Annotated in this window: 18 protein-coding genes; 15 read left to right on the top strand and 3 right to left on the bottom strand. The window is 70.0% G+C overall.

What is annotated here, in order from left to right:
• The first annotated feature begins 105 nt into the window (after positions 1 to 105).
• Positions 106 to 1,122: a hypothetical protein gene (locus tag ACZ63I_RS22710; RefSeq protein ID WP_469340795.1), complete on the top strand. Its 1,017-nt coding sequence runs from the start codon at positions 106 to 108 to the stop codon at positions 1,120 to 1,122.
• 385 nt (positions 1,123 to 1,507) lie between these two features.
• Here ACZ63I_RS22710 and ACZ63I_RS22715 read toward each other — a convergent pair whose 3' ends face one another.
• Positions 1,508 to 2,329: a MerR family transcriptional regulator gene (locus ACZ63I_RS22715; RefSeq protein ID WP_469340796.1), complete on the bottom strand. Its 822-nt coding sequence runs from the start codon at positions 2,327 to 2,329 to the stop codon at positions 1,508 to 1,510.
• Positions 2,330 to 2,468: 139 nt separating this feature from the next.
• Here ACZ63I_RS22715 and ACZ63I_RS22720 point away from each other — a divergent pair, with 139 nt between their 5' ends.
• Positions 2,469 to 2,828, top strand: a complete 360-nt coding sequence (locus ACZ63I_RS22720) for a nuclear transport factor 2 family protein (protein WP_469340797.1) — start codon at positions 2,469 to 2,471, stop codon at positions 2,826 to 2,828.
• A gap of 240 nt (positions 2,829 to 3,068) precedes the next feature.
• On the top strand, positions 3,069 to 6,842 hold the full coding sequence (locus ACZ63I_RS22725) for a DEAD/DEAH box helicase (RefSeq protein ID WP_469340798.1): 3,774 nt from the start codon (positions 3,069 to 3,071) through the stop codon (positions 6,840 to 6,842).
• A 119-nt stretch (positions 6,843 to 6,961) separates the two neighbouring features.
• Here the strand turns inward: ACZ63I_RS22725 and ACZ63I_RS22730 are convergent, their stop codons facing one another.
• Positions 6,962 to 8,278 carry a M14 family zinc carboxypeptidase gene (locus ACZ63I_RS22730; protein WP_469340799.1) on the bottom strand — a complete coding sequence of 439 codons (1,317 nt, stop codon included), beginning with the start codon at positions 8,276 to 8,278 and terminating at the stop codon, positions 6,962 to 6,964.
• 233 nt (positions 8,279 to 8,511) lie between these two features.
• Here ACZ63I_RS22730 and ACZ63I_RS22735 point away from each other — a divergent pair, with 233 nt between their 5' ends.
• Positions 8,512 to 9,717, top strand: a complete 1,206-nt coding sequence (locus ACZ63I_RS22735) for a HesA/MoeB/ThiF family protein (protein WP_469340800.1) — start codon at positions 8,512 to 8,514, stop codon at positions 9,715 to 9,717.
• Entirely contained in the window at positions 9,714 to 10,964 is a 1,251-nt protein-coding gene (locus ACZ63I_RS22740) for a hypothetical protein (RefSeq protein WP_469340801.1), read from the top strand. Before ACZ63I_RS22735 ends, ACZ63I_RS22740 begins: the two co-directional genes overlap by 4 nt.
• A 47-nt stretch (positions 10,965 to 11,011) precedes the next feature.
• Here the strand turns inward: ACZ63I_RS22740 and ACZ63I_RS22745 are convergent, their stop codons facing one another.
• Positions 11,012 to 11,440, bottom strand: coding sequence for a pyridoxamine 5'-phosphate oxidase family protein (locus tag ACZ63I_RS22745; RefSeq protein WP_469340802.1), 429 nt, complete (start codon positions 11,438 to 11,440; stop codon positions 11,012 to 11,014).
• Between the two features lie 494 nt (positions 11,441 to 11,934).
• Between ACZ63I_RS22745 and ACZ63I_RS22750 the strand changes: the two genes are divergently transcribed.
• The 10 genes from ACZ63I_RS22750 to mpaP all read left to right on the top strand — a co-directional run bounded on the left by ACZ63I_RS22750 (position 11,935) and on the right by mpaP (position 21,335).
• Positions 11,935 to 12,918, top strand: coding sequence for an LLM class flavin-dependent oxidoreductase (locus ACZ63I_RS22750; protein ID WP_469340803.1), 984 nt, complete (start codon positions 11,935 to 11,937; stop codon positions 12,916 to 12,918).
• Entirely contained in the window at positions 12,911 to 14,014 is a 1,104-nt protein-coding gene (gene mpaB / locus ACZ63I_RS22755; protein ID WP_469340804.1) for a daptide biosynthesis RiPP recognition protein, read from the top strand. The genes ACZ63I_RS22750 and mpaB overlap by 8 nt, the downstream gene beginning before the upstream one ends.
• Positions 14,011 to 14,847 carry a daptide-type RiPP biosynthesis methyltransferase gene (mpaM, locus tag ACZ63I_RS22760; RefSeq protein ID WP_469340805.1) on the top strand — a complete coding sequence of 279 codons (837 nt, stop codon included), beginning with the start codon at positions 14,011 to 14,013 and terminating at the stop codon, positions 14,845 to 14,847. The genes mpaB and mpaM overlap by 4 nt, the downstream gene beginning before the upstream one ends.
• The gene (mpaD, locus tag ACZ63I_RS22765) at positions 14,847 to 16,133 is read left to right on the top strand and encodes a daptide-type RiPP biosynthesis aminotransferase (RefSeq protein WP_469340806.1); all 1,287 of its coding nucleotides are present in this window, start codon (positions 14,847 to 14,849) and stop codon (positions 16,131 to 16,133) included. The genes mpaM and mpaD overlap by 1 nt, the downstream gene beginning before the upstream one ends.
• Positions 16,133 to 17,362, top strand: coding sequence for a daptide-type RiPP biosynthesis dehydogenase (gene mpaC, locus ACZ63I_RS22770; RefSeq protein WP_469340807.1), 1,230 nt, complete (start codon positions 16,133 to 16,135; stop codon positions 17,360 to 17,362). Before mpaD ends, mpaC begins: the two co-directional genes overlap by 1 nt.
• A 99-nt stretch (positions 17,363 to 17,461) precedes the next feature.
• Complete coding sequence (locus ACZ63I_RS22775) at positions 17,462 to 17,656, top strand: hypothetical protein (RefSeq protein ID WP_041984941.1); 195 nt, start codon at positions 17,462 to 17,464, stop codon at positions 17,654 to 17,656.
• A 79-nt stretch (positions 17,657 to 17,735) separates the two neighbouring features.
• Positions 17,736 to 17,903: a daptide-type RiPP gene (locus ACZ63I_RS22780; protein ID WP_198533215.1), complete on the top strand. Its 168-nt coding sequence runs from the start codon at positions 17,736 to 17,738 to the stop codon at positions 17,901 to 17,903.
• Between the two features lie 315 nt (positions 17,904 to 18,218).
• The gene (locus ACZ63I_RS22785; protein WP_469340808.1) at positions 18,219 to 18,947 is read left to right on the top strand and encodes an ABC transporter ATP-binding protein; all 729 of its coding nucleotides are present in this window, start codon (positions 18,219 to 18,221) and stop codon (positions 18,945 to 18,947) included.
• Positions 18,940 to 19,680: an ABC transporter permease gene (locus ACZ63I_RS22790; protein ID WP_469340809.1), complete on the top strand. Its 741-nt coding sequence runs from the start codon at positions 18,940 to 18,942 to the stop codon at positions 19,678 to 19,680. The genes ACZ63I_RS22785 and ACZ63I_RS22790 overlap by 8 nt, the downstream gene beginning before the upstream one ends.
• Complete coding sequence (gene mpaP / locus ACZ63I_RS22795; protein ID WP_469340810.1) at positions 19,677 to 21,335, top strand: daptide biosynthesis intramembrane metalloprotease; 1,659 nt, start codon at positions 19,677 to 19,679, stop codon at positions 21,333 to 21,335. Before ACZ63I_RS22790 ends, mpaP begins: the two co-directional genes overlap by 4 nt.
• The last annotated feature ends 53 nt before the right edge of the window (positions 21,336 to 21,388 follow it).

The following is a 21,388-nucleotide window of genomic DNA, read 5'->3' on the forward strand; positions in this document are numbered from 1 at the left end:
CGGAACCTCCGTTTCCGTTAGTGGAATCTCTGCGTCCGGCGTTCCGCTTCACCCCGGCCGAGTTCCGGTCTGATCTACGGTTCTAGGAAATAGGGGGATCTTCGAATGGCTGATGTCACCTTTCTGAGTCAGGCTGAACCGGTCGATGAGTACGGTCGTGCTCTTTATGCGGTATCGCGATCAATTCTGAGGGCTCATTTTGATGAGTTGTCGCATGCGGACCTTGAAGACCTCAATTGCGATCGGGTGGACGTCACGTTTCGGCAGCTTGCTAAGCTTGCTCGTCTCCATCGCGACAAGGGATTGCGCGGAGATGGGTTTGAGTGGGCTGTTCACGAGGCGATTGTCGGCGGCGAACAACGCGTTGTCGATCTGGTCGGCGAAGCGCTCAGAAAAGTAAGCCCTAGGGCATTTGCCGATTTGGATAGACCGACGTCTCTGATGTTCGGGCACGAACGTGCACGCCATCTCGGATTCACTGAGGCAGTTGTCAACAACGCGAGTGGCGATGCCGTGTTGTTGCCTGACGGATCAGGTCGGCCATTCGCATTCGGATCCTGGGTGCCCATTGCTGCTGGCGGTGTTGCTGCCGAGCCTCAACTTCGAGAACGGATCAAGAAGGTATGGAAGACTGACCTCTTCCTGAGCAGTACGGAGAAGGCGCGATTTGCTGCCGCCACCATCAAGAGTAATTGGCATCAACTCGAAGATGGCAACGGGCTCCGAGTGGCGATTGTTCCCCAAGCCGTAGACCTTCCGGCGGGATATCAGAGGTGGAAGAGTCTCCACCTGATCGCTCTACCGGACCCGGACGGCTTTATGGGCTTGTTCAACGATGCGTATGAGGCGGTTGCTGAAGCGATTCTGACGGTTGGTAGGCACGATCGTGCGCCCTATTATTACAAGCCGAGCGCGAAGGCGCAGAAGATCCAGACGCAACTGGAGAAGTACGGGAAGGTGAAGGTAGTCGAGATACTCGATGCCCTGAACGAGGCGGCACAGCAGAATCTGATTACTGTCGACCGAAAGCTCATGTCGGTGGAAGCGCCTACGTGGCTCCATATCAATGAAAAGCGTACGCCCATCATCGCGCCGAGGCCGTCGTTCGAGAAGCTCGACTGAGCTTAGCGCCCGGAGCCATGGATCTTCCGCAGTTGCGTCTGCGCTTCCCTTCGTGAGGCGGTTGTACTCGCGCACCGGGCGACTACCTCTCCCTGGTGATGTCGTTGATCGGGCGGCGGTGGGAGGACCTCGCATCGCGGTTGCGCGTGCTGGATTGGTGCTGGATGCGACCCTCTCGAAGCCTGTTTCCACAGGTCGCAGCTCTGTACTACATGTTCCGCTTCAACGTCTGAGTCGCCGCACGGCGCCAGGACCGCGAAGGCTCAGGCGGAGGATTCGCTGACCCCACGCCCCGCCGTTCGCGTCACGAACGCCACCGAGAACCACTCGGTGGCGTTCCGACGGATCCGCGCGGCGGACAGCCGAACGGTTCACCGCCGCGCTTTTAGTGATCGTGCTCGGCTCGGAAGACGGGCCAGCCGATCTCGGTGGTCCACCGGGTGGGGTCGGGGGTGTGGCGGGCATCGCGCAGGTAGTACTCGCGCAGGGGGCCCGCGACGCTGATCTCGTGCCGGGCGGTGTAGGCACCCAGCTCGCCGTAGGTGAGGTCGACGTCGGCCAGCGGACCGTGGTGGGTGATGACCGCCAGCTCCGCCGCCGGCACCGTCAGGGACGCGACCCGGCCGATGGGACGTACGCTTCCCAGCACGGGCACGAAGACCGTGGCCCGGCCGTGGTCGTCCTGGAAGATCTCACTCGCGTACAAGCCGCCGCTGGGGCCGGTCGCCTCCAGCCGCTGGGCCTCCACCGCTGCGTGCAACTCGGCGAGCGCTCCCTGCCACCACGGCAGCAGGTCGCCGCGGTCCACGGCGGCGCTGATGCCGATGGCCGGGCAGGCCGGCGCCGTGCGGTGCTCGACGGGGGCCTCCGCGGGGCGCCGCAGCAGGTTGCGCAGGGAATCGACCGCGGAGCGGGTCCGGTCCAGCTCGATCTCCAGGCGGTCCAGATGACCGGCGATCAGCTCACCGCGCACCGTCGCGTCCGGCGCGCACAGGACGGCTCGGATGTCCGGGAGGTGCATGTCGAGGTCGCGCAGGCGGCGGATGACCTGGGCGGTGGGGATCTGCTCGGGGGTGTAGTAGCGGTAGCCGGTGTCAGGGTCGACGCGGTCCGGCTCCAGCAGGCCGACCTGGTGGTAGTGGCGCAGTGTTTTGACGCTCAGGTGTGTCATGCGGGAGAAGTCCCCGACCGTCAGTGCCTGGCTCATGGTGCCAGTATCGGCTCTCCCCCTGCGGGAGGGACAACGTGCGTCACCGCTGTTGACTCTCCCGCAGCAGGAGCGCCCAGCGTGGGGACCAAGCCGCCGAAGGGCCGCCGCACATCCGACTCAGGAAGGTCCCACTCTCATGTCCGACACCACGCTGCTTCCGGTCCTGGCCGAGCACGTCCGCGCCGTCAACGACTTCGACGAGGACGCGATCCTCGCCACCTTCGCCGAGGACGCCTTCGTCAACGACGTGCGCCGTGAGTTCCGCGGGGCCGCGGCCATCCGCCGCTGGGTGGCCAAGGAGATCGTCGGCGACCGGGTCACTCTGGAGGTGACCGAGGTCGTGAACCACTACGGGGACCAGATCGTCCGCGCCCGCTACGACGGTCAGTACGACAAGACGAATCTGCACGGCGAGCTGATCATGACCAACTACTTCACCGTCTGCGACGGAAAGATCACCTCGCTGATCATCGTCCGCAACGAACCCGCCTACTGACCCGCGGGTGCGCGGCCGGGCCGCCGCTTCACGGCCCGGCCCACCAGCACCGTTGCTCTCTTCCTTTGGGTGGTCGTGGGTGCGCGTTGCCGGGCTCTGCTACGGTGCCGCGGATATCGGCGACCACAGGGGGGACGGATGGGGGCCGTCAATCGATCGCGGGCTGAGCGGCAGCGGCAGGCGCAGATTCTGCGGTATTGGCGGGCCGTGGAGTATTTCTCCCCGCCCAAGGTGGATCCGGTGAATCCACGCAAGAACCTCTTCGCCGTGAGGCCGAATCGGCCGCTGCCCTGGGAGCCTGGCGCTGATCTGGGGCGGGCGCGGTTCCGGTCGGGGCTGGTGTGGCAGCACACGGTCTACGCGGGGATCTTCGCGGTCGACAAGGTGCGTGACGTGCTGTTGCAGGCATTCCGTGCCCCGGAGTCCGAGCAGGACCTGGACGGCCGGATCGGCGGCGACAGTGCCGTGCTCTGCTTCACCGTGAACCAGGACGGGTTACTGATCAAGGACAGCGTCACGCTGTCCTCGTGTGCCTGGGCGGTGGGCCAGACCCTGCATCCCGGGCCGCACAGCGACCAGTGGCTGACCGGATTCGACGAGGACAGCACACGCCTGCTGGGGCGGCTGCTGGACCTTGGAGACGGGAAGGTCGAAGTCGAGCGCCGGCCCGAGGACGGCTCGCCGTCGCGGCAGTCGGGGCTCGGCCCCGTCGCGGGGCTGACGTCCCGTCTCGTCGTCAGCGCGGCCAAGGGCGGGCTCGGGGCGGCGGCCGGGGTGGTGGGTGCCGGGCTGGGGCCGGTGGCCGGGGCGGTGGCCGCGAAGGTGATCGAGCAGGTCGGCGGTGAGCTGATCGATTCCGTCACCTCCCGGCTCGCTGACGGCGCCGGCGACGTACCAGGGCAGGGTCCCGGCAGCGGTACGCGGGAGGACGCGGCGCAGCGCACGGCGGAGCCGGAGGGGCCTCCGCCCGAGGTGGGCACCAAGGTCCTTGACGTGTATGACCTGGCCGCCATTACCCGGTGGGTGGCCGAGCAGCTCGGCGTCGCCGATTCCCTGCGGCCCGACGCGATCCGCGTCAAGAGCTATCAGGTCGCTGCCCGGCACGCGGACGAGGTCGGTGGGGACGTCTTCCTCAACAGCTTCTACACCGACGATCTGGAGCGCGTCGCGGATGTCCTTGCGTCAGGACAGGCCGGTACGGCGCTGCGGAGTTACCTGAAGGCCGGGGCGGACCTGGATGCGACGGACCGCTTTGACGTGCGGCGCTTGCCCGAGGTCGTGCTGGACAGCGTGCAGCCGTCGAGCATGCCGTTGGGCCGGTGGCTGGCGGACGCAGACAAGCCGCTGGTGCTCAGCCAGCAGTTCGCGGTCAACCGCATCCTGACGACTCTCGGGCAGGACGAAGGCCGCGGCCTCTACGCGGTCAACGGACCACCCGGAACCGGCAAGACGACCATGCTGCGCGACCTGATCGCGGCCTTGGTGGTCCAGCGAGCCGAACGGTTGGCGGCCCTGAAACGGCCCGAGGACGCCTTCGTCCGCAAGCCGCACGCCTGGCGCACGGAAGAGACGGCCGGCAAGACCTTCCCGCGTACCATCCACCCGCTGATCCCCGAACTCACCGGCTTCGAGATCGTGATCGCTTCCTCCAACAACGGAGCGGTGGAGAACGTCACCCTGGAAGTCCCCGGTTCGCGGGCCATCGGCGACGCATGGCAAGGACGCGCCGACTACCTGGCAGGACCTGCCAGCCTGGCGCTGGAGGAAGACGCCTGGGGCGCGATAGCCGCACGGCTGGGGCGGCGCAGCAACCGCTCCGACTTCGTCCAGCGCTTCTGGTGGGGCGAGCAGGCCAAGAGCGCCAGCAGGCCAGGGCCGGGGCCGGGGCCGGGGCCGGGGCCGGGAGCGAGCGAGGAACGTCCGCCCCTGGGGCTGCAAAAGATCCTGCAGTTGCAGGGTATTCACCGCTCGACTGGCGGATCGAACGCGTCGAGCACCTCGAACGCCCCGAGCGCGAACCCTGCTGCCGAAGCGGCGCCGCTCGGCCACGTGACCTGGAAACAGGCGGTCCGGAGCTTCAACCAAGCCCGCAGCCGCGTAAGGGAGTTGGCTGCGGAACGGCAGGAGATCGCGGATCTGCTCACCCGGCTCGCCGGCCCCGACGCCCTCCTGGACGAACTGCTGACCCGGGAGTCCGGCGCCCATGACACGCTGCTGCTCCTGCGGCAGGAGCAGCAGCGCGCCGAAGACGAACTTGCCGGCCACCAGCGGGAGCACGCCCGGCGCCAGAGCGCGATGACCGCCGAGCGCGAGCAACTCGACCTCGCTCAGGCCGCGGTGCGCGGCGGCGAGGAGGGCGTCAGGGCGGCGGAGGCGGAACTCCACGCCCACGACGCGCGCAAGCCCGGCCTGATGACGAGACTGGTCACCCGCGAGCCGATGCGGCGCTGGGAGACCGGGCGCCTACCGCTCCAGGCGGCGGTGCGGGCCTCTGACGACCGCCTGGCCGAGCTGGAATCGGCACGGGCAACCCGGCATACGGCTCTGCTCACTGCCCGGGGACAACTGGATGACGCGCTGGTCGCGGTGGTGCGTACCGAGGGCCGGGTGACGGCGTGCGAACAGGCGCGTGAGCGGCAGGTCGCGACGGCTTCCGAGGCCGGACAGCACGTGGCCCGCCGGCGTCGCGAGCGGGAAGCTGAGCAACGTCGCCTGGCCGCGGCCAAGGAGCGGTGGGGCGACAGCGTGCCGGGAGCCGAATGGCTGGCGGACGTCGACGACCGTCAGGCGATGGAGACCCGGGAGCGGTCGGCGCCCTGGATGGACGCCGAGTTCGCCGAGGCACGCTCGGAACTCTTCCTCGCGGCCCTGGATCTCCACCGCGCGCTGCTGGCCACCGAGCCCGAGCGGATGCGCAGGAACCTGCAGGCCGTGATGGAGGTCGTCAAAGGCCAGGCCCCGGGGGACCTGAGTGCTGAAACGGTGCTGGCCGCCTGGCAGTTGCTGTTCCTGGTCGTTCCCGCGGTCTCGACGACCTTCGCTTCGGTGGGCCGCATGTTCGCCCAGTTGGGCAGTGAGGCCCTGGGCTGGCTGTTCGTCGACGAGGCAGGCCAAGCCGCCCCGCAGGAGGTGGCCGGCGCCCTGTGGCGAGCCCGCCGCGCCGTGATTGTCGGCGACCCGCTGCAACTCGAACCCGTGGTCACCCTTCCGTGGACGGGCCAGCGGCGCCTGGCCGGACACTTCGCGGTGGACCGCCAGTGGGCCCCGGCCGCCGGCTCCGTCCAGACCCTCGCCGACCGCCTCAATCCGTACGGCACGTGGTTGCAGGACCAGGACGGCGAGAGCATCTGGCTCGGCTCGCCGCTCAGGGTGCACCGCCGCTGCGACCGGTTGATGTTCGACGTCAGCAACAAGATCGCCTACGACGGCATGATGGTCTACGGAGTCGACCGGGACCAGGACGACTTCGCCCTGGCGCAGCGCAGTGTGTGGTGGGACGTCCGCGCGCTGCCGGGCGAGGAGAAATGGAACCCGGAGGAGGGAAGGGCCCTGGAAGCCACCCTGGAGCGGATCCGCAGCCGTATTGACGAGGCGATCCGACAGGAATCCCCGCACACCGGTGAGTTGTTCCCCGGCGACGCTGGGGGAGGCGACCCCGTCGCTGAGCGAAGGCGTCGTTTGAACGAATCCGTCTTCGTCGTCAGCCCGTTCCGCGATGTCGTCCACGGCCTCGGCAAGGTGGTGGGCGGGGCGCTCAGTCCCAAGCGCTACGGCACGGTGCACACCACGCAGGGCAAGGAAGCGGACATCGTGATCCTGGTGCTGGGCACCGGCGCCGACCAGGTGGGGTCGCGGAACTGGGCCGCTCAAAAGCCCAACCTCCTGAACGTCGCCGTCACTCGGGCCCGTCGACGCCTGATCGTCATCGGCGACTTCGACGCCTGGTCGCGACACCGGTACTTCAAGGACCTGGCGCAGCACGAGCTGATACGCAAATGGACCCCCGAGCGCTGAGGGCGCAGGCGCGTACGCTGCTGGCGGCCACCGGCAGTGGCGAGCGGACCTTCACCGACATCGCCCGTGCGGCCATCCGCCCGTGCGGCGTTCCGCCCGTGCGGCCATCCGCCGGGGCGTCACGGCCCTGGTCGAGTGAGGCGCAGGGCCGTTTCCGCTGTTGCCGTTACCGTGCGGGTCTGGTGTTCCACCTGTTTGGCTACGGGGACCCGGCGCAGCCGCAGGTCCCTTTCGAAGTCCGTGCACCAGGTGGTGAAGAGTTCGTCCAGTTCGCGGTGGAGTCGCGGGGCGGCCGGGTCGTCCGCCGATTTCAGCAGACGTAGCAAGATGCCTGCCGCGCGGAGGGGTTGGCGGCGGGCCACCACGTCCAGGGCTGTTACCTGGGCCGTGGTCAGGCGCTTCGGGTCGTCGGGGTGGGTGTTGGCGGCCGCTTGGTGGGTGAGGGGGGTCCAGGAGGCGGCGACCACGTCGTACAGGTCGGCGGTCATCCACTCCAGCACGCGCCTGAGCGGGCTGGTCCGGGCCGGGGGGAGGAATCCGCGCGCCTTGTCCAGGACGGCGGTCACCTGCCTGCCGCCGTCCAGTACGAGCGCCGTCAGGTCGTGCAGTGCGCTGAGGGCGTTCGGGTGCGGGGACGAGTCCTCGGCCATGTCGCTTGCCCACAGGGGCACTTCGATGATCGCCGTCACGCCGCCGTACGCGGCGGGGGCGCACCAGGTGGAGCGGCCGATGTTCTCCGACCCGGCCGCCAGCCGGTCGGTGCTGTCCTCCGGCGGCAGGACGTAGATCCCGGCCGCCGGGTTCTCCCAGTACAGGGCGTCATAGCTGCCGTGTTGCAGCGGGATGCCGTGCTCTTTGGCCGACGCGTGGAAGGGGACGGTCAGTTCGGGCAGGTCGCGGGTCAACTGGACCCAGCTTCCGCCCGCGTCGACGCTGTGCAGGGAGCACTGGACGATCGGGCGCAGCTCTTCGATCACACCGAAGAGCGCCCGGCTTTCCGGGAGCGACTTCCCGATGATCGGTGCCCACTCCGGCTGTTCGGCCGCCATCGGGCGGAAGGCCGAGCCGAAGTAGTCCCGCAGGGTGTGCGGCGCTGTCGCGTCGTGCGTTCCGTACGTGCTCAGTGTGGCGCCGTCTGGGTCGATGCACAGAATGATGTCCCAGGTGACGGCCGAGAGGTCGGTCACCGTCGACGGCGCTTCGCCACGCGCCACTTGCTCGGCCAGCGCGAGCGCGGACACGCCGCTGACCGGTTCGTCGGGGTGGGCTCCCGCGACCACCAGCAGGTGGTGCGGGCCGTGGCCCAGGGACAGCATCAGGATCGGTCGGCCAGCGCGTGACGTCCCGATCCGGCGCAGCCGGCTGGCGCCCGGGTACCGGGAGACCAACCGCCGCGCCGCATCGGTGACTTCCGCGACCGTGAGGTAACGGTCCATCATTCGCGTCCGGTCAGGACCCGCCGTTGCCACCGCTTTCGCCGGTGGTTTCCTTCTTGTCCAGCGGACGGATCTCGATCTTGTTCGCCATGCCGTCTCCCTTCCGGTGACTGCGCGGTGCAGTCATTTGATGCTCTTGCAAGACTTCGCGTGTCCCGTCAGTGTTGTCAATGACCGCTGTCACAGGGGAAGTTGGGGCTGACGAGATTGGCGCAAACATGACGGCGCGCACGATGCGACTGCCTCGGGTCAAGCCGGAACACCGGCCGTACCGGACCGTGGACGGCCACGTAAGGATCGGGAGCGTCGTCCACGGCATCGGCTCCGAGGTCAAGGATCCCGACGGCTGGGTGTGGACACTGGTCGAGGCCATGGACGGCACACGCGACGGCGGGGAGATCGTCGCCGAGGTGCACAGGCACCATCCCCAACTGCGGCTGCCGGAAGCGGACATCGTCCAGGCGCTGGCCGATCTGACCGCCGCCGGATTCGTGGAGGACGCCGGTGCCGAGCCACCGGCGGAGCTGTCCGAACAGGAACGGGAGCGGTACGGGCGCGGGATGACCCTGCTGCGCTGGATGGATCTGGCGCCGCGGGAGAGCGTCTGGGAGCCGCAGGTACGGCTGAGCCGCGCCCGGGTGCTGCTGGTCGGCGTCGGCGGTACGGGCGGGGCCGCCGCGCGGGACCTGGTGGCCTCCGGAGTGGGGCGGCTGCACTGCGTCGAGCCTGATCTCGTCGAGCTGTCCAACCTCAACCGGCAGACGCTCTTCCGCGAGCAGGACATCGGAACGCCCAAGATCGACGCGGCACTTGCGGCGCTGCGCGCCCTGAACTCGCATGCGACGGTCACCGGCGAGGGCCGGGAGATACGCGGGCCCGACGATCTGGCGGCTCTGCTGGCGGGTGGCCCCGGCGGACTCGGCGGCCCCGGCGGACTCGGCGGACTCGGCGGCGGGGGAGGGTACGACGTGTTGCTGCTCGCCGCCGACAGTCCCGCCGTCATCCGCAGATGGGCCAACACGGTCTGCCTGGCGACCGGCACGCCGTGGGCCGAAGCCGGTTACCGGGGCCCGCTGGTGAGCGTCGGGGTCTTCGCGCCGGGCCGTGGCGCATGCTGGGAATGCCTCCGCCTCGCCGAGATCGAGCGGCGAGATCTGCGCCTCGCGCCCGGCCAGGACGAGGACGTCGCCTCGCCCCGTATGCCCTGGCAGCCGGCCAACGCGGTGACGGCTGGACTGTCCGGCAGCCTGCTGGCGCATGCCGCCATCACGCTGCTGTGCGGCGTCCCGCCGATAGAACCCGGCTACCGGTCCGGCCTGAACCTCATGCTGCCCGGCGACCCCGTCATGCAGCGCGCGGAGCGCCGCCCCGACTGCCCCGCCTGCGGGGCCGACCGCGCCGCCAGCCCCCGTCCGACTGCTTCCTCGGATCTCTCGTGACCGACACCGCCGCGGAACACCGTCCCCGGATCAGGCCCTCCACCCACGTCCTGCTGCACGACCTGGCGGTGCGCCGCGACCGCGACGAGTGGATCGTCGGCCGCATGGCCACCCGAACCTTCGTCGCACTGCCCGCCGTTGGGGCGCGGGCCGTCGAACTCCTCGGCGAGGGGCAGAGCGTCGGGCGTACGGCCGAGACGCTGCGCGCCGAGACCGGCGAGGAGTTCGAGGTCACGGAGTTCGTCAGCGACCTCGCCGCGCTGGGGTTCGTGGCCCGGATCGGGGACTGCCCGGTCCCGGAGGCCGCGCCGCCGCGCGCGTCCCTGCCGCAACTGCGCCCGCACCACGTCCGGTTCGCCCTGCATCCCGCGCTGCCCGTGCTGGTCGGACTGGTGCTGGCGGCAGCCGTGGCCGTTCTGATCCGCCGCCCCGATCTGCTGCCCGGCTATCGCGACCTGCTGTGGAGTCCCCACGGCAGCCTGGTCCTGCTCACCGTGACGGCGGCCGGGTGGACGCTGCTGCTGGCCCACGAGCTGGCGCATCTGGTCACCGCGCGCGCCGCCGGCGTACCGGGCAGGATGCGGCTGGGCACCCGGTTGCAGTTCCTTGTCATGCAGACCGACATCAGCGGCATCGAACTGGCGCCCCGCCGCCATCGGTTGACCGCGTACCTGGCGGGGATCGCCCTCAATCTGTCGGTCGCTTCGTGCCTCGTCCTGGTGCTGGCCCTGACCGATACCGGGACGACGGCCCACCGGCTGCTGAGCGCCGCTCTGCTGGTGTCCCTGCTGCCACTGCCATTCCAACTGATGGTGTTCACCCGCACCGACCTGTACTTCGTCCTCCAAGACCTCACCGGCTGCCGGGACTTGTACGGCGACGGGCTCGCCTACGCGCGATACGCGTTCCGGCGGGCGGTGCGCGTGCGGCGCGCCGACCGCACCGGGGGATGGGGAACGGCAGTCGACCCGAGCAGCAGGCTGCCGGCCCACGAGCGCAGGGCCGTACGTATCTACAGCGCCGTCCTCGTGGTGGGTACGGCGGCCTGCCTGACGTTCCTGGCCGCCGTCACCCTCCCCGTCGACATCACGCTGCTGGTCCGCGCCGCACGCGGGCTGGGCCCCGACCACAGCCTCGCGGGCAACGCCGACTCGGCGGCGGTGCTGATCATCCTGGGCGGCGTCAACGTCCTGTGGCTGGTGACCCGTTGGCGCAACCGCCGTTCGACGCGCCGGCCGAAGCCCTGACCGACCGGCCCGTACAGCCTTGACCGGCAAGCAACCGCAGGGACGGCTCAGTACACGAAGCGCCGCACCGTCTCCGGGTGGATGACCACGCGGAGCTGGTCCCCGGCCAGCATTCCGGCGAGGTCGGCGGCCCGGGTCGGGTCGGCGAGGTCCCAGTAGCGGGCGGCGAGGCGCGAGCACAGGTCGTGCGCCCCGTCCGGCTCCAGGGTGGTGCGGCCGACGACGGACAGCCAGCGTTCGCGCTCACCTACTGGCGCCGCGACGACGATCGAGGCGCGCGGGTCGCCGCGCAGGCGTCGCACCTTCAGCGCGCCCGGCTCCGTGATGAGCTGGATCGTGCCCTCGGCCGTCGCCTCGAACCAGACGGGCCGGGGCTGCGGCGGCTGCGGGGAGCCGGCGACGGTCAGGAACCCGTGCAGCGGGCGGGCGAGGAAGTCGCGGTCCTCGGCGGTCAGGTGGTTGACGGTGTCACTCATCGTGCCCCTTTCGGAAGGTGGTGGCGGTGGAGCGGTCACGGCCGCCGCCAGGCTCCCGCCGCCGCCCGTACAACGTAATCCTCGAAGGTCCGGGGCGCGCCCCGGACCGCCGCGGTCGTGCCGGTGGCGGCCCGTACCCGGTCCGGGGAGTGAGCCCGAGCGACTTCCGCCGAACCGGAACGGCCGTTGCCGTACAACCAAGTGACCTGCCGGGGCGTCTTCCTGGTGTGGCACTACCTGTCACGGGGGTTTGAGCCCTGACCGCGGGTGCCCGATCGCCGGCCGCCCGGAGGCGCCGGCGGGGGGCGCGCGGCGTTCGGCGGTCGCTGCGAGCTGCCGCTTTGCGGGTCTGCTCGAATTAAACGTCGCACCCATAAATGGTTCCCGCAGTTTGTTGCAGTCCTGCTTGCATGAAGCTGCGACGGAGGGCCTTGCGCCGTCCGGTGGTCCGGTGCAAATATTCACGCCGTCACACGAAGTTGTGAACGGGGAGAATGTTGAACTACTCGATATTGATGCCTTTCCTGCCGCGCCGTCCTGAGCAGGTTCTGCCTTATGCGGCGCTGGTGCAATGGACTGGCGCAGCGCGGTTGTGGCAAGGGCAGAGTCTTCTGATGGAGCCTTTTCAGGCTTTTTCGACGGCTGCCGGTGCCGGATTCCGCGTGCCGACCGGGCTCGGGGTCACCCTGATGCCGCTGCGGCATCCCTTCGAAGCCGCTCACCAGGTGAAGTCCCTGGCGATGGCGACCGGCGAGAGTGTGGTGGCCGGGTTCGGGCCCGGGGCCAAGGTGTTTCAGCAGAGTCTGCTCGGCGCTCCGTACAAGAGCCAGCTCACCGCCGTCCGCGAATATCTGACGGTCGTACGCGGGCTGCTCAGCGGCGAAGTGGTCGATGTCGACGGCGAGTACTTCTCCTGTCATGCGCAGATGGGTCCGGCCATGGCGCCCCCCGTTCACCTGGGGCTCGGTGTGCTGCGGCCCGGGATGGCGCGGCTCGCCGGCGAGGTGGCCGATGTGGCCGTCACCTGGCTGACGCCCGCCCCCTACCTCGACGGGACCGTGCGGCCCGCGCTGCGGGAGGGCGCGGAGGCCGCGGGGCGGCCCGTGCCGCGGATCTCGGCGATGGTGCCCGTGGCGATCGAGCGGCCGGGGCGTGATGTCTCCGAGTTCGTCATGGCGAGTAATTCGGCCCATATGCAGGCCCCGCACTATGTTGACATGCTGGGTAAAGCAGGCGTTGATATAGCAGGGCTCGACCCGCAGTCGGCAGGGCGGCTCATGGCAGAATCCGGCGCCTTTGTTTTCGGCAGTCTCGACGAAATCGTCAAACGCTTCGACGAATATCGTGACGCCGGCGTCGACGAAATCGTGCTCAATCTTACGGGCGTGTGCAATCTGTACGGCCCGAAAGCCGCAATGGACGACTTGAAAAAGATTCTCGCTGCGGTCGGCGCGGATCGGAGGGAATCCGGTGAATGAGGAACTGATCGGTCGGGTAGGCCGGCACCTGCGTTCCTGGGTCACGGGACGTCCGCCGCTCGGCGACACAGCCGCCCCGGGGGTGGCCACCGTCGTACTGGAGGATCCGGCACATCTCGCGGCTGTCCTCGGCTCGGATGTCGTGGGCCCGCGCACGCTGGTCCTGGTCCCCGGGGAGCAGGACGGCGAGGAGCACACCTCCGGCGCCACCGTCATCGGGTACGAGGGTTCGCTGAGCGAGCCGGGCGACGACGCCTCGGTCGGTGACGTCCTCTTCCTCCAGGTGCAGGACTACAGCACCAGCCCCTACATGTCGCTGCTCGGCACGACACTCGTACGGGTCGCAGGGGAGACGGACTTCGAGACGTTCCTCGCGGACGCCGACACCGCGAGGGCCGAGGGGACGTTCGCCGCTTTCGCGGTCAGCCCCGCCGTGCAGTTGGCGGATCTTCCCGCCCTCGGCGGCCGTGAGCCCGGCGACGGGCCCGGCACCAGGCTGTACGTGAACCGCGACGGCGACGTCTCCATCTCGCCGCAGGGCGTGCGCCTGGGGACCGTCGGCGATTCGGCCGCCGCCCTGGGAGCCGCGTGGGACCGGCTGAACTCCGAGTCCGAAGAGGCCGGTTCGGTGGCGCTGGGAGCCGCACTGCCGGAAGAGGTGCGCGGCCCCGCCGTACGCCAACGGCCCTGGCTCGCCCGCTACCTGGCCGCCCTCGACGTGCAGCGCGACCTTCAGGGGCACGGTGTCACCGACGCCCGGGTCTCCGGCTTCGGCCGGCGGCTGGTGCCCGCGCTCGACGCGGTCACCGACGCGCACGACGCCGAGGACCCCGCGGCGCCGTTCCTCTCCTGGACCCCGGAGAAGGCGTACGTACGGGTCCCCGGGCTCGACCGGACCTTCCAACTCGGCAAGCGCGCCGCGCAGATCACCGAGATGCTGCTGGTCCACGGCAGTGTCAAGGCCGTCCTTGAGCAGCCCGCGCAGCCGGACACCCCGCCCGTCGACCGCGCGGCCGTCGACCAGGTGCTGGCCTTCTTCGCCGCCAAGGGCGTGCCGCTCGTACCCGACACCTCAGCGGTGGCGGTGACGGCATGACCACAACAGCGGCGGCGGTACCGGGACTTGCCGGGCAGGTCCTGGCCGACTACGGGGACCGGGTCTCCCTGCACGACCTGTACGACGAGGAAGGCGCGCCGGTCTACCACGACCTGGCGGCCGGCGACACCAGCGAGATCAGGGAACTGCTGCGCGTGGTGCGCGCGTTCCCCGGGCCGGTGCTGGAACTCGCGTCGGGATCCGGCCGGTTGACGCTGCCGCTGCTCGCCCTCGGCCGCGAGGTCACGGCGCTGGAGCTCAAGCAGAGCATGCTGGACCTGCTGCGGACCAGGCTCGCCTCCGCTCCGGCGGGTGCCGGGCGCCGCTGCATCCCCGTACTGGGCGACATGTCCGCGTTCAACCTCGGCAGGACGTTCGCCGTCGTGGTCCTCGGCACCACCTCGGTGTCGCTGCTCGACGAAGCGGGCAGGGCAGGGCTCTACGCCGCCGTGCGGTCCCATCTGGCGCCCGGCGGGCGGTTCGTGCTCTCCACCGTCGATGTCACGCCCGTCACCGCCGTCACGGCGAGCGGCGAATCGACCGACGAGGCCGACCTGGACTTCGAGGCGGCAGGCGCCAGCGGCCGGCGGTACCGGATGATCGAACACTGGCCCGCGGGCGATCCGGTGCGCCGCGTCACCATCCTGCCGCCCGCGCGGGAAGCGGCGGCGGCCGAGCGCGTCGAAGTGCTCACCACGTCGATCCGGGTCCTGCCCGCCGACGCGCTGACGCTGGAGCTGGCCGACGCGGGACTGCGCGTCGTCGCCCGCCACCAACTGCCCCACGGCGGCCCCCGGCACACCGACGTGCTGCTCGAAGTGGAGGCCGTCTGATGGCGAACGAACTGTGGCCCTCCCTGCTGGAGCCCGGCCTGCACGGCGCCGACGAACTGTGCGCCGTGTCGGCGGAAGGCGTCCGGATCCGCTTCCTCGACGGCCGTGAACTGCTCTGCGGCGCCAGCGGGTTGTGGAACGCGAACCTCGGATACGGGAACGAGGCCATCGCCCGTGCCTGCGCCGACGCGCTGCGCGACGCCTCCTACCTGTCGGTGTTCCGCTACGAGAACGTGTACGCCCGGCGCGCAGCGCAGGCACTCGTCCAGGTGGCGGGCTCCGGACACTACGGCCGCGTCGTCTTCTCCACCTCGGGCGGCGCCGCCAACGACCTCGTGATGAAACTGGCCCGGCACCACCACGCCCTGCGCGGCGACGGCGCGCGCAAGCTCGTCGTGGGACTGCGGGACAGCTACCACGGCCTGACCTTCGGCGGGTTCGCGCTCACCGGCGAGAACCTGGGCCAGGCGGTCTACGGGGTCGACCAGCGCCTGGTGCGGCACGTGGCACCGAACGCGGTCGACGAGATCGTCACCCTCGCCGAGCGCCAGGGCAGCCGGATCGCCGCCGTCGTCGTGGAGCCCGTACTCGGCAGCGGCGCCGTGCCGCTGGAGCCCGGCTACATCGAGACACTGCTCGAACTGCGCGACCGGCACGGCTTCCTGCTCGTGGCGGACGAGGTGGCCACCGGCTTCGGCCGCACCGGCGACTTCTTCGCCTCGCAGCGCTGGCCCGCACCCCCGGACCTGCTGATCACGTCCAAGGGCCTCACCAACGGTACGAGCGCCGCCGCGGCCGTGCTGGTGTCGCAGGAGATCGCCGCGCAGTTCGACACCGCCGGCGATGTGTTCGTGCACGGCGAGACCCAGGCCGGAACTCCCGTCACCTGCGCGGCGATCCTCGCCACCATCGACGAGATGCGGCGCCTCGGCGCGGTCGCGTCGGCGCGACGGCTCTCCGCGCTCCTCGACACGGCCCTGGCCGAGCTGGTCGAAACCGAGCCGTCCGTCGCCGGGACCACCGGCATCGGCTGCTTCCGCTCCGTGCGGCTGCGCACGGACCAGGGAGAGCCGCTGCCGCAGGACGAGGTCCCGGCCGTCGTGGCCGCGATCCGGCAGGCCGGCGCCGTCGTCCACCCCAGCGTCAACGGCGTACAGCTCCTTCCCGCGCTCACCTACACCGACGCCGAACTCGCCGAGCTGATCGGCTGCGTACGGGCCGGGGTCGCCGCGCACGCCGAAGCCCGGGGCCGCTCCTTCGGCGCCACAGGGACGAGGGCGGTCTGATGGACGCGGTGTGGAACCTCAGCAGACGTCCGCTCACCCAAGTCGCCTACGGCATCGGCGGACTGGCCAAATGGCTGCCGCTGCAAGGCGGTCGGAGCCTGACGATCCTCGCTGACCCGGCGGTCGCCGAGTCGCAGGCCGTGGCCCGGGTACGGGAGTGCGCGGCGTGGGCAGGACGTACGGTCGAGTGCCTGGTGCCGTCGGGTCCCGGGACGCTGGAGAGCGTCACGGCCCTGGCCGAGCGGCTGCGCGAGAGCGAACTCGTCGTGGCCGTCGGCGGCGGCACGGTCCTCGACCAGGCCAAACTCGCTGTGCTGCTGGGCTCCCACCCCGCCGTACGGGACCGGCTCGCGGTACGGCACCGCAGCGGCCTGGTGCTCCTCCCGGCCGAGGCGGAGCCGCGGATCCCCGTGGTGACCGTACCGACGACGGTGGGCACCGGCAGCGAGCTGAGCGGCGGCGCCTGCCTGAGTACCGCGCAGGGCAAGCGACTTGTGCTCGGCAGCGGACTCCAGCCCGACGTGGCCGTACTCGACCCGGTCGCCACCAGCACCCTGCCGGTGGAACTCCTCGCCGAGGGCGTACTCGAAGTCCTGTTCCGGGTCGCCGGGATGTACACCGGAGACCCGCAGGAGCTGCCGACCGAGGACGCCTTCGTCCAGACACTCGTCGACCGGATGGTGCGGCTCGGCACCGAGTTGGCGCAGACCCGGCGGGCCGGGCTGCCGCCCGGCGACCAGCTCCGCCTGGAAATAGCCAAGTTGAGCGGCGTGAGCCACAGCCAGTGGTTCAACCTCGGCCGCGACCCCTGCGCCTGCAAGGGCTGGTACCTGGGCAACGAACTCTCCTCCGGCCTCGGGCGCCGCAAGATGACGGCAGCCGCCGCCGTACTGGGACCGCTCTGGCAGCGCGTCGTCGAAGGTGACGCGCGCTGGGGCTCGGCCCCCCGGCTGCACCGGCTGTGGCGGACGGTCACCGCGGCCCACCAGGCGCAGAGCGGCGGGGCGCCGCTGCCCGCCGACCCCGTCGAGGGCGTCGCGGCCCTGCTGGACGACTGGCAGATCGAGCACCGCATCGAGGCGACGGCGGAGCAGATCGACCGGATCGCACGGGCCACCACGCGGGCCTGGGGGGACGGGCTGCCGACCCTCGGCGCGCTCACCCTCGCCGATGTGCGCCACGTGATGGCCCAGGCCGTCCGGGTGCCGCAGCCGGCGGCCGCGCTGTGACACACCGCTGACGGGCGGCGTCACCGCGCACCACAGATTTCCGTCGGTGTCCGCCGACGGATACACCAACAGACACTCAACGGGGAGGGGGAAAGAAAAATGCAGACTGCGAACAAGAACACCGTCGCGCCTCTCGAGCTGGCTCTTCAGGAGCTGGAGGCTCAGGAGCTGGACATGCAGGAGCTGGAGGCGCTCGACGCGCCGTTCGGCTGGAGCGACGCGCTGAGCTTCATCGGTGGCCTGAGCGCCGGAGGAGTTGTCTCGTACATCTCCATCGTCACGCTGGCGACCTGAGACCTCCCGGAGCCGGCACTTCTCGGAGCGCCGCATTCGTGGAGCCAACACCGACACGTTGTGGAAGGAGGTGAAAACAATGGAGAACAACAGCCTCGAACTGGCCATGCAGGAGCTGGACATGGAGGAGCTGGAAGGCATGGAGGCCCCCGACTGGTGGAGCAGCTTCCTCGCGAGCTTCGCCGTCTCGGCGGGCGTGAGCGCCGCCTACAGCACCATCGCCGTCACCTCGGTTATCGCGACCTGATCGGGTCCCGAAACTGATGACGAAGCCCTGTTCCGGATGCTGGCCAAGAGCATCCGGGACAGGGCCGCACCAGTGAATATACGCGCGGCTCCACGCCGCAGAGGAGAGATACGCGATGCCTCAATCAGCATCCCGCGGTGTCATCTGGGCCCTTGCGACCTTCGCTTTGGTCGTCGTCGTCGCGGCTCCCGGCACTGTCTACGCTCTCACCCACGGCCAGGAACGCACGAGAGGTCTTCTCATCTGCGTCGGGGTGGAGCTTGTGCTCATCGTCTGTGTCGGTCTGTACCTCCGGACGAGGGCGAGGACCGGCACATGACAGATGTGGTCAACATCAACGGTCTGACCAAACGCTACGGCGAACTCACCGCCGTCGAGGACGTCTCCTTCACGGTCGGCTCCGGCCGCGTCGTGGGACTCCTCGGCCGCAACGGCGCAGGCAAGACGACGACCCTGCGCATCCTGCTGGGTCTCGCCCGCCCGACCTCGGGCAGCGCCACCGTCTTCGGCCATCCGTACGCCGAACTGCCCGACGCCGCCCACCGGGTGGGCGTCAGCATCGACGGGATCGGCCCGTCCAACGCCGCCACCGGCCGCGGCGACCTGCGCATCTGGGCCAAGACCCTGGGCATTTCGCGCGCCAGGGTCGACGAGGTCCTGGAGCGGGTGGGCCTCGCCTCCGACGCCCATCGCAAGCTGAAGGGCTACTCGACGGGCATGAAGCAGCGGCACGCGCTGGCGACCGCGCTGCTCGCCGATCCCGAACTGCTCATCCTGGACGAGCCCGCCAACGGCCTCGACCCGGACGGCATCCGGTGGCTGCGCGAGCTGCTGCGTTCTCTCGCCGACGAAGGACGCACCGTACTCGTCTCCAGCCATCTCCTCGCCGAGGTCGAGCAGATGGCCGACGACATCGTCATCCTCCAGCACTCGCTGCGCTACAGCGGCACAGCCGCCGACCTCACCCACAATGGCAGCGTCAGCCTGGAGAGCCGCTTCTTCGAACTGGCGGGTCCCGCCCCGAAGGAGAACGTCCATGCGTGACCTCGTCGGCGCCGAGTGGCGCAAGATCTGGACCGGGAAGGCCTGGTGGAGCCTGGCCCTCACGGCGTTCCTGCTGTGTGTGCTGGCCGACGCCGGCTATCTCCAGCAGGAACTCGACAAGGGCGCCGCCGCCGGCACGGACGGCCAGCTCACCAACACCCTGGTGCAGGGCTGGTTCATGGTCGAACTGGCCGCGGCGCTCGTCGGCATGCTGCTGGTGACCAGGGAGTTCGGCAGCGGCGCGATCTGCCGATCCGTACTTCTCGGCGGCAGCAGGGCCCGGCTGCTCACGGCGAAGCTGCTGGCGGGGGCCGCCAGCGGCGCGGTGTTCGCCATCGGTACGGGCGTGATCGCGGCCGTCAGCCCCTGGGTGTTCCTCGCCGGCCGCGACCAGCGGCCCGACTGGTCCATGACCACCACCTGGACCCTGCTCGGGGTGATGCTGGTCGTGCTGGCCGGCGCCCTGTGGGGGATCCTGCTCGGCATGGTGATCCGCCAGCAGGTCGTCGCCGTCGTCGTCCTGCTGCTCAGCACCTGGCTGGTCAGCGGCGGACTGCTCCGACTCGCGCCGGACGTCGGCAAGTTCACCATCGACGAGGCCATGGCCGCGGTGTACCGCAGCGGTGACGCCGGTGTGCTGTCGATCCCGTGGGCCCTGGTCGTGATCGCGGCCTGGATCGTCGCGGCGGGCGTCGCCGCCCGAGGACTGTTCCTGCGCAGGGACCTGCCGTGAAACTGACACTGAACCGTCCTGAAGCCGTCAAGACACCGCTGCCGCTGCCCGAACGCCCGCGCCTGGCGCCGGACGTGAAGGTGCACGCGCCGGTCGAGGACGGCGCTCCGTGGATCGTTCAGTTCGGCGCGCAGCGCTATCTGCGGGTGGGCGCCGGCATGGCGAGGCTGCTCAGCCTCGCCGACGGCGCCCACACCGCGCACGACATCGCGGGCGAACTCGGCCAGCCCTGGACCCCCGAACTGGTCAACCAGGGCCTGCTACGCGCCCAGAAGACCGAACTGCTCCAGGACACCGAACGCAAGACGCGCAAGCCCCGAAGATGGACGTTCGTGCCGCCGCTCACCGTGCAGTTCACGGTCGTCCGGCCCGAACACATCCTGGGCAGGTTCCGGCCGCTCATGGCGCGGCTCGCCAACCGCGGCTGGGCCATCGCGCTCGCCGTGGTCGCGGCGGCCGGTCTGCTGTGCGTCCTCGCGCAGGGCTCGGCGGCCAAGAGCGCGCTGGAGAGCCCCATTTCCATCGAGGCGCTGCTCGCCCTGATGGTCGTCACGTACCTCGGCACCGTCCTGCACGAGCTGGCCCACGGCATGGTGCTGAGCCATTACGGCGGCGCGCCGAGCCGGATGGGCGTCATGCTCTTCTATCTGACGCCCGCGTTCTTCTGCGACGTGTCCGACGGCTGGCGGCTGCCCCGCAGCACCCAGCGGGTCCGCATCGCGCTGGCCGGGATCACCACCCAGGCCGCCATCGGCGGGGTCGCAGCCATCGCCTCGGCCGTCGCCGCCGCCCGCGGAAACGACGGGCTGCGCGACCTGCTGCTGCTCCTCGCTGTCACCAACTACGCCTCCGGCGTCTTCAACGCCGTCCCGTTCGTCAAACTCGACGGCTATCTGGCCCTCATGAGCCATCTGGACATCTCCCACCTGCGGGACCGGTCCATGACGGACGCGCGCCGGCTGTTCGCCAAGGTGCTGTTCGGCGGGCGCTACGAGCGCGCGCTGCCCAACGTCGGCTGGGCGCCGCTGTTCGGCTTCGCCTGCATCCTCTTCCCGCTCTACGTCGTCAGCATGGCCTTCACCGTGTGGGGCCAGGTCCTTGAGGACATGGGCATGGTCGGCGCCGCCATCGTCTCCGTCGTCGTCGGCTACCTGCTGCTGCGGCTGTACGGCGGCGCGCTCAAGCTGGGCGCCGAGGCCCGTACGGCCGGCGCGTCCCGGCTGCGCCGGATCACCGTCTCCACGGCGGCACTTGGCGCGCTGACTGCGGTCCTGCTGGGTGTCACGCTGCCCTACACCGTCTCCGGCGGCTTCATGGAGCAGCGCGGCAAGTTGGTGTTCGTCTCGACGGGCGCGACGGACCAGGCGGCGATCGAACCCGGCGCCACGGTACGGCTCGAAAGCGGCGGAGTCCTGCTGCACCGGAAGCTGGGCGAGGCAACGGTCGCCTCCGTCAAGCCCGTTGACCTGTCGGCGCCGCTGGCCGCCTTCGTGCCCGTGAAGGGCATCGACTCGGTGCGGATACCGGCCTCCGGGATCGTCCTGGACAGCGACCGGCTCCCCGCCGACCCCACGGGGCTCGCCTCCGTGGACGCCGGCCGGCGCACCCTGGCCGACTGGCTCTACCAGAAGTACCTGGCACCCTTCTGGCGCTGATTTCCCCGCCGCCCCCATCCGTTCCCCTACGTGCTCCGCAAGGCGGTTGATTT

Source organism: Streptomyces sp. NPDC087906 (genome assembly GCF_055584925.1).

Excerpts from the sequence above, each read along its gene's own strand:
- ACZ63I_RS22710 (WP_469340795.1), top strand. The coding sequence starts at position 106 with ATGGCTGATGTCACCTTTCTGAGTCAGGCTGAACCGGTCGATGAGTAC.
- ACZ63I_RS22715 (WP_469340796.1), bottom strand. The coding sequence starts at position 2,329 with ATGAGCCAGGCACTGACGGTCGGGGACTTCTCCCGCATGACACACCTG.
- ACZ63I_RS22720 (WP_469340797.1), top strand. The coding sequence starts at position 2,469 with ATGTCCGACACCACGCTGCTTCCGGTCCTGGCCGAGCACGTCCGCGCC.
- ACZ63I_RS22730 (WP_469340799.1), bottom strand. The coding sequence starts at position 8,278 with ATGGACCGTTACCTCACGGTCGCGGAAGTCACCGATGCGGCGCGGCGG.
- ACZ63I_RS22735 (WP_469340800.1), top strand. The coding sequence starts at position 8,512 with ATGCGACTGCCTCGGGTCAAGCCGGAACACCGGCCGTACCGGACCGTG.
- ACZ63I_RS22745 (WP_469340802.1), bottom strand. The coding sequence starts at position 11,440 with ATGAGTGACACCGTCAACCACCTGACCGCCGAGGACCGCGACTTCCTC.
- ACZ63I_RS22750 (WP_469340803.1), top strand. The coding sequence starts at position 11,935 with ATGTTGAACTACTCGATATTGATGCCTTTCCTGCCGCGCCGTCCTGAG.
- mpaM (WP_469340805.1), top strand. The coding sequence starts at position 14,011 with ATGACCACAACAGCGGCGGCGGTACCGGGACTTGCCGGGCAGGTCCTG.
- mpaD (WP_469340806.1), top strand. The coding sequence starts at position 14,847 with ATGGCGAACGAACTGTGGCCCTCCCTGCTGGAGCCCGGCCTGCACGGC.
- mpaC (WP_469340807.1), top strand. The coding sequence starts at position 16,133 with ATGGACGCGGTGTGGAACCTCAGCAGACGTCCGCTCACCCAAGTCGCC.
- ACZ63I_RS22775 (WP_041984941.1), top strand. The coding sequence starts at position 17,462 with ATGCAGACTGCGAACAAGAACACCGTCGCGCCTCTCGAGCTGGCTCTT.
- ACZ63I_RS22780 (WP_198533215.1), top strand. The coding sequence starts at position 17,736 with ATGGAGAACAACAGCCTCGAACTGGCCATGCAGGAGCTGGACATGGAG.
- ACZ63I_RS22785 (WP_469340808.1), top strand. The coding sequence starts at position 18,219 with ATGACAGATGTGGTCAACATCAACGGTCTGACCAAACGCTACGGCGAA.
- ACZ63I_RS22790 (WP_469340809.1), top strand. The coding sequence starts at position 18,940 with ATGCGTGACCTCGTCGGCGCCGAGTGGCGCAAGATCTGGACCGGGAAG.